The organism is Vibrio sp. Vb1166, from assembly GCF_033338695.1.
In the GTDB taxonomy this organism is placed as follows: domain Bacteria; phylum Pseudomonadota; class Gammaproteobacteria; order Enterobacterales; family Vibrionaceae; genus Vibrio; species Vibrio alginolyticus.
In genome coordinates this window covers 1-7,056 of sequence record NZ_JAWOTE010000060.1, presented here as the reverse complement: position 1 = coordinate 7,056, position 7,056 = coordinate 1, and the positions used below count along the sequence as shown (strand labels likewise).

3 protein-coding genes and 1 pseudogene are annotated in these 7,056 nt (G+C 43.3%); all 4 read left to right on the top strand.

What is annotated here, in order from left to right:
• Nucleotides 1–258 (top strand): annotated as a pseudogene (locus R7E51_RS23945) (aspartate aminotransferase family protein); the annotation flags it as partial.
• Nucleotides 259–603: 345 nt separating this feature from the next.
• A complete protein-coding gene (locus R7E51_RS23940) occupies nt 604–1,689 on the top strand; it encodes an AI-2E family transporter (protein ID WP_025768201.1) in 1,086 nt (361 codons plus the stop codon).
• A gap of 76 nt (nt 1,690–1,765) precedes the next feature.
• Nucleotides 1,766–2,791: a 16S rRNA (guanine(1207)-N(2))-methyltransferase RsmC gene (gene rsmC, locus R7E51_RS23935; RefSeq protein WP_025768200.1), complete on the top strand. Its 1,026-nt coding sequence runs from the start codon at nt 1,766–1,768 to the stop codon at nt 2,789–2,791.
• Between the two features lie 226 nt (nt 2,792–3,017).
• Nucleotides 3,018–6,404: a hybrid sensor histidine kinase/response regulator gene (locus tag R7E51_RS23930; RefSeq protein WP_047102640.1), complete on the top strand. Its 3,387-nt coding sequence runs from the start codon at nt 3,018–3,020 to the stop codon at nt 6,402–6,404.
• The last annotated feature ends 652 nt before the right edge of the window (nt 6,405–7,056 follow it).

Sequence of the window (7,056 nt, the reverse complement as noted above, 5' to 3'; positions counted from 1 at the left end):
GTTGTTAACCAAGTGGGCGGTATGTTCGGCTTCTTCTTCACTGACCAAGAAAAAGTAACTTGCTACGAAGACGTAACGAAGTGCGATGTAGAACGCTTCAAGCGTTTCTTCCACTTAATGCTAAAACACGGTGTCTACCTTGCGCCATCTGCGTTTGAAGCGAGCTTTACTTCACTCGCTCATGGTTCAAAAGAGATTGATGCCACACTAGAAGCTGCTGACCGCTGTTTTGCTGTTCTTGCAGAAGAAGCGAAGTAATCGCTAAAAACGGCGATAACGCATTTAGAAAAGGACCGTAACGGTCCTTTTTTATTGCCAATTCAAAATAACCAATATCGCTAATACCCCAACGACAATGCCAAACCACGGTATTCGCTTAGCTTTTTTCTCGGTTTGACACTTTTTATCACCGTTGCAACAACCCATAGCTCATCTCTTGATTGATAACCGACTGATTTGTAGTCATTATAGCAAGGTACATCGCCCTGCTCTAATTCGGCATTGTCATAAGCTTGAAAGAGTTAAGAGTGCAAAGTAATAAAGGTTACATGCCATCATTGAAGGCATAAACCGTAAACGTCACCTGTAAGTTGGACTAATACCATGCCAAATAATGTAAAAATAACGTCGAGTCACCGAGTACTAATGGTTGCTTTACTCGCCGCTGCTTTTGCTTGCTACTTATTGGTTGAGCCATATATCAATTCAATTGTGATGGCTTTTATCATTTCTTTGCTCATGTTTCCGATACACGAATGGTTTGAGCAGAAAATTCCCAAGCACCCCAATATGGCGGCACTGCTGTCATGTGTCGTCTTGACGTTTATTATTGTTATCCCGCTTTTATTTGTGTTTGCCGCCATTGTTCAGCAAGGCTCTGTTTTCTCACAAAATACATATAATTGGGTTACCAATGGTGGCATCCAAGATATATTCCAACATCCTTTCGTTATCAAAGGCTTATCGATTGTTAATGAGTACTTACCTTTTGATAAAATCGAGCCCAAAGCCATTGCTGAGAAAATTGGTCAATTTGCCACATCGTTTGGCTCTAACTTAGTCGCTATCAGCGCAAAGATTTTAGGAGACGCAACCAACTTCCTAATGAACTTCTTCCTAATGCTGTTTGTGCTGTTTTTTCTGCTTCGTGACCACGACAAAATTATCTCTGCGATTCGTCATATCCTGCCACTCTCACGTAGCCAAGAAGACCGCATATTGACAGAGATAGAGCAAGTTTCTAAATCAGCCGTAATGGGCTCATTCATGACAGCGATTGCTCAAGGTCTGGCTGGCGGTATCGGTATGTGGCTCGCCGGCTTCCCTGGGTTATTTTGGGGAACAATGATGGGCTTTGCATCATTCATTCCAGTGGTAGGAACCGCACTAATCTGGATTCCTGCAGCAGCGTACTTGTTCTTAACAGGCGATATGACTTGGGCTATCTTCTTGACGGTGTGGAGTGTAGTTGTCGTTGGCTCTATAGATAACCTATTGCGTCCGTTGCTAATGCAAGGCAGCGCCGGCATGAATACCCTTATGATTTTCTTCTCATTACTGGGTGGTCTGCATCTGTTTGGTTTGATTGGTCTTATCTACGGCCCACTTATTTTTGCCGTGACCATGGTACTGTTTAATATCTACGAGGAAGAATTCAAAGACTTCCTTAACCAACAAGACAACAGCTAGTCACCGCTTAATCACTTCAAGCTTGGGGCAGATTGTGCGAAAATCTGCCCCAAATTATTTCTGATGAACCAAATTTATGTCTGCTTATATCGCTCCTAGCCAAATAGCTCAGCGCCAACTTGAATACTTCAACGGAAAACACGTTTTAGTCGCTGGTGAAGTTGAAGACCTATTTCCTCTTGAGTTAGTGGCTCATTGTGAGTCTGTTGAAGTGTTTACTTCCAACTATAGCTACTACCGCCAAATTCAAACCTCTGACAAAGTGAAAAGTCATTTTGGCTCTGTGTTTGATGTTGAAACAAAAGCAGACATGGTCCTTTTATACTGGCCAAAGGCAAAAGCTGAAGCAGAATACTTGCTGGCGATGTTGATGGCGAAACTGGGCATTAACACCGAAATCGTCATCGTTGGTGAAAACCGCTCCGGCATCAAGAGCATAGAGAAGATGTTCCAAGAATACGGCCCTGTGAACAAGTACGACTCTGCTCGTCGCTGCTCATTTTACTGGGGTAATTGCCTCAATGAACCAAAACCTTTCAACCAAGCAGATTGGTTTAAGTCTTACACTGTTACACTCGGTGAGCAGTCGCTAGCGGTTAAGAGCCTACCTGGCGTATTCAGCCATGGCGAGTTCGACTTAGGTAGCCGATTGCTGCTTGAAACCTTACCTAAGCTGTCGGGCAAAGTGCTCGACTTTGGTTGTGGTGCAGGTGTGCTCGGTGCGTTTATGGCGAAAGCGAATCCAGAGATCGCGATTGAGATGTGTGACATTAATGCTTATGCGATCACTTCTAGCCAAGCCACATTAGAAGCGAATGGTTTATCCGGACGCGTATTTGCATCAGATATATACTCGGATACCGCAAAAGACTACCGCTTTATTATCAGCAACCCGCCATTCCACAGTGGTTTAGACACAAATTACAACGCAGCGGAAACCTTGTTGGGTCAGGCACCACAATATCTAACCAAAGACGGCGAAATGGTGATTGTCGCGAATAGCTTCTTAAAATACCCACCAATTATCGAGCGGGCGTTTAATAATTGCGAGACGCTAAATAAGACCAATAAATTTTCTATCTACTACGCGAAAAAATCATAACTTCCCCCCGCGCAGGCACAAACCTGCGCGATTTTTTCTCATAAATTCAACACTCATAAGAAAAACTGCGTCACCCTGCACGCTTTACAACTAACTTTCTTGTCAAAGAAAAAAAACTCGTTAATTTTGTTAATTCTATCTAGTTGAACATCTTATCCGTTTTTAACGAGAACCTCGGCAGCGAAGTATGTTTTAGAACTGCCCATTATGAGTTGTAATCTTATCCATGTTTAAATTCTACAAAAAACAGAAATTTAAGCGCCTTCAGAGTACACTGATGACCGCATTTCTGGTGCTCAGTATCACACCTCTTACCATTACTGCGATCTTTTTCTTGCAGTCCCACAGTAAAGATCTGCAAGAACAAAGCACCTCACACTTACTGTCTGTTCGAGATACAAAACAGCAGCAAATCATCGACTACTTTGAGGCACGAGAAACCGAAGTCATGGGCTTTGTGCGCTCAGAGTTGGCTTACGCCAGTGGTGGCCGATTCTACGGTCTCGTCAATGCTTTTAGTCGTTTAGGCAATGATATTGAAGAGTCTCGTAAAAACGCCCAACAGCGCTACATCGAGGGCAGCGGAGACCAAATCAAAACCTCAACGTTACCCGAGTCATCCAACTATGTAGGAAGTGAACGTTACCGGCTTTTACATAAACGCTATCATTGGGCCTACTTAGAGCTCCTCAAGCGCTCTGATTTTAATGACATTTTGCTGGTAGACATCAATGGTAACGTCACCTACTCGATCAACAAAGACGATAACTACGGAACGAACTTGTTATCAGGCCCCTACAAAGACTCGGCACTTGGCAAAACTTTCAAGCGTCTCGCCGATGATGTGACTGAACGTCGAAAAGTAAACGAAGACTACACTCCTGTGATTGTGTCTGACTTCGAGCTGGAAGGGGGGAAATCAGTCGCTTGGCTAGGTGCACCAATTGTTCAGCAAGGTTATCTACACAGCTATGCCATGTTCCGCTTGCCAAATAATGGCATCACTAAGTTAGCCGCAGACGCCAACCGAGAGTCATCAATTAACACCTTGCTGGTTGGAAATGATCACCAACCTCGCACAATTAACACGAAACAAGACGACATTAAGAACAGTTTAGAAGTGATCGATAAAGCACTCTCTGGTGCATTTGGTGTCGGCACTTACACAAACGGTTTAGGTGAAGAGATCATCGCGGCTTATGCACCGATTGAAACTCGTGGTGTGATTTGGGCGCTCGTCGTACAGTTACCAGAAAACGAAGCTTTCGCTCGTATACATCAACTCGAAAAACTATTCGTTATCGCTATGTTGATCGCCATTATCCTTGTGGTGATCGCTTCTCACTATTTATCAAACTTTATCACTTCTCCGTTGCTGAAATTGACTTGGGTTGCCGAAAAGGTCTCTGCAGGGGATCTTGATGACACGTCTTTTAATACGGTTCGTAAAGATGAAATTGGTCGGCTTGCGTTAAGCTTTGAACGAATGCAACGCTCTATTCGAGAGAAGATTCAAACCATTAAGAAGCAAAATGAAGAACTAGAAAGCAACATACAGATCATTCAGAAACAGAATGAAGAACTGCAATTGGCCGATAAATTAAAAGATGAGTTCTTAGCCACGACTTCTCATGAACTTCGTACACCGTTACACGGCATGGTCGGGATTGCTGAAACCTTAGCGTCCGGCGCCAATGGCGCGATCCCCGCTAGCCAGAAATATCAGCTTGATATCATCATTAAAAGTGGTCAGCGTCTCGCTAATCTAGTCGATGACTTGTTGGATTATCATAAAATGCGTTATGGAAGCATGGATATCCAGAAATCAGCAGTGAGTTTGGGCAGTGCAACACGATTGGTTTTAGAGCTTTCTAGCCATTTACTTGGAAGTAAAACCATCCGCATCATCAACCAAGTCCCTGCGGATTTAAAAGCAGTGTCAGCTGACCCGCAACGCCTTGAACAAGTGCTATATAACCTGATTGGCAATGCGATTAAATACACCTCAGAAGGTAAAATTGTTATCTCCGCTAATGTGGTAGATGATCATGTACGCGTACAAGTCGTGGATACTGGACAAGGAATTCCCGCAGAACAACTTGAACATATTTTTGAACCACTCATCCAAGCAGGGCAAGACGCGAGCCGTTATCGTCAAGGTGCAGGACTTGGGCTCTCCATTAGCCGCCAATTGATCGAATTAATGGGAGGTTCGTTATACGTCAGTAGCCAACCAATGGTCGGAACTACCTTCAGTTTCACTTTACCGCTCGCCAGTAAAGAAGAAATCCTAGCAACCCAGACTCTAGCTGCGCACGGACACTTCCAAATCCCTGAAGTTAATGTAGAGAACAGTGAAGACTTATCACTTCCAGAGAACCCAGACGGCCCGTTACTGTATGTTGCTGACGATGAACCAGTAAACTTACGCGTGCTTGAAAGCTTTTTACGTTTAGAGGGCTATCGTGTGCGTACCGTCTCCGATGGGCCAGAAACGTTAGCGCTCGTCGAGCAAGAGAAGCCGGAACTTCTGTTATTGGATATCATGATGCCAGGCATGAGCGGCTACCAAGTTTGTAGTGAACTACGTGAAACCTATGATCATGCCGAGTTGCCAATCATTATGCTCACCGCACTCAGTCAAACAGAAGATCGTGTAAGAGGTTTTGAGGCAGGAGCCAACGACTATTTATCGAAACCATTTAATAAACAAGAGTTGGCGGCACGTATCCAAGCGCATTTAACGGCAAGTAAAGCAGAAATGCGCCATATGGAAAACAAAGTGCTAGAGTCTGAACTTAGACAGCGAGCAGTCGTTGAAGCAAGCTTACTTGAGACTCAAGGTCGTTTGTTGGAACAGCTAGAATCGGCTCCTGAAGCTATCATCTGTCTACGTGAAGACAAGCGTATTCGCTTTGCTAACGAAGCTGCTTGTAAGCTATTCAAGCGCAGCTTAGAACAGCTAAAGCGCTCATCTGCTGATGAGCTGATTGCCCCTAAATATCTAACCGTCAAACAACCTCATTACTGTGGCAAGATTGATATCTATATTGAAGATATTCGTCAGAACATCGAAGCAGACATTCTTAAGCTCCCTGAAGGTTCAGGGTTAGATATCATGTACATCTTTAATGTCGGCGGTGGAGCCAGTGCCGCTCGCATACATAATCTAGAAACCGCCGTAGAAGTGCTTTCAAGTTATGCATTTGATGGTGACAAAGACCAATTGCAAAAGCTAAAAGAGCTTGGCGGAGAATTTACGCGCCTTGCAGACAAAGCACTCGGTAATAAAAAGGACAAGCAAGAACTTATGCGGGAAGTTCTAGTCGACGCAATGACACATGCTTTAGAGTATTGGGAATCTGTAACGGGTGAAAGTAAATTCGCATTTGCAGAGCAAAGTGGCTTGTGGCGCGTTTATCTAGACCGAAGTACTTTACAAACACGCACCTTAGATAAATACATGCGTATAGAAACATTACCCAAAACACCACGTTGGAGAACGGTGCTAAGCTCGATAGAGTTCATTCTCGAACACTGCAAAGAACAGAGCCCCGAGAGAGCATACATAGAAGCACAACGAGATAAACTACAGCGACTATTGACCAGCTAATATTTATCAAAAAAACTAGCCCAGCGTGCATGCTGGGCTTTTTTGTTATTCGAGTATTCCCTTCCTTGAGATAAAAGAGACCGCCTCTTCCTACCCCATTAACATATTTCCAATAACGAACATTCGGTTAGACAACGCTATCTATTGTTGGTCTTCAAAACGTACGACCTTATCCATTTAACTTGTCTTAACTAGGTAAGTTCGAGCAACCGAAAAAACTTCATTCATACAATAAAAAAAGGACAACAAACGGAAGAAAACTGTCGATAAAAAAGGCCATTTTTCAGATAACAAGCGGATTTTGACGAACTATTGATAGAGATTGCGAACTTAATCACAACAGAACGGCAGATTAATTTTTAGCTGATTAATTAACACTATTTCTGCATGTGAGCGAGATCTCCGAACCTAGAAACCAAGCAAGAAACGTATATTTTAAATGGATCACCAGGTTAGTAATCACCAACACTCATTATTAACAAGGATATAAACTGCGACGCATATCAACGTTTATTTTTTGTCCCTCTACTGGTTAAAATTAGCCAAAATAACGTTTATAACGGAGAGCTCAGAGATTTTAACGTTTTTAACGGGAATCAAGTTTGATTATTTTATGGATAAGGTGTTTTCTTACTCCTGCCTAAGGCCTACA

Bases quoted from the DNA above. Each gene is read 5' to 3' on its own strand.
- R7E51_RS23940 (WP_025768201.1), top strand. From the start codon at position 604: ATGCCAAATAATGTAAAAATAACGTCGAGTCACCGAGTACTAATGGTT.
- rsmC (WP_025768200.1), top strand. From the start codon at position 1,766: ATGTCTGCTTATATCGCTCCTAGCCAAATAGCTCAGCGCCAACTTGAA.
- R7E51_RS23930 (WP_047102640.1), top strand. From the start codon at position 3,018: ATGTTTAAATTCTACAAAAAACAGAAATTTAAGCGCCTTCAGAGTACA.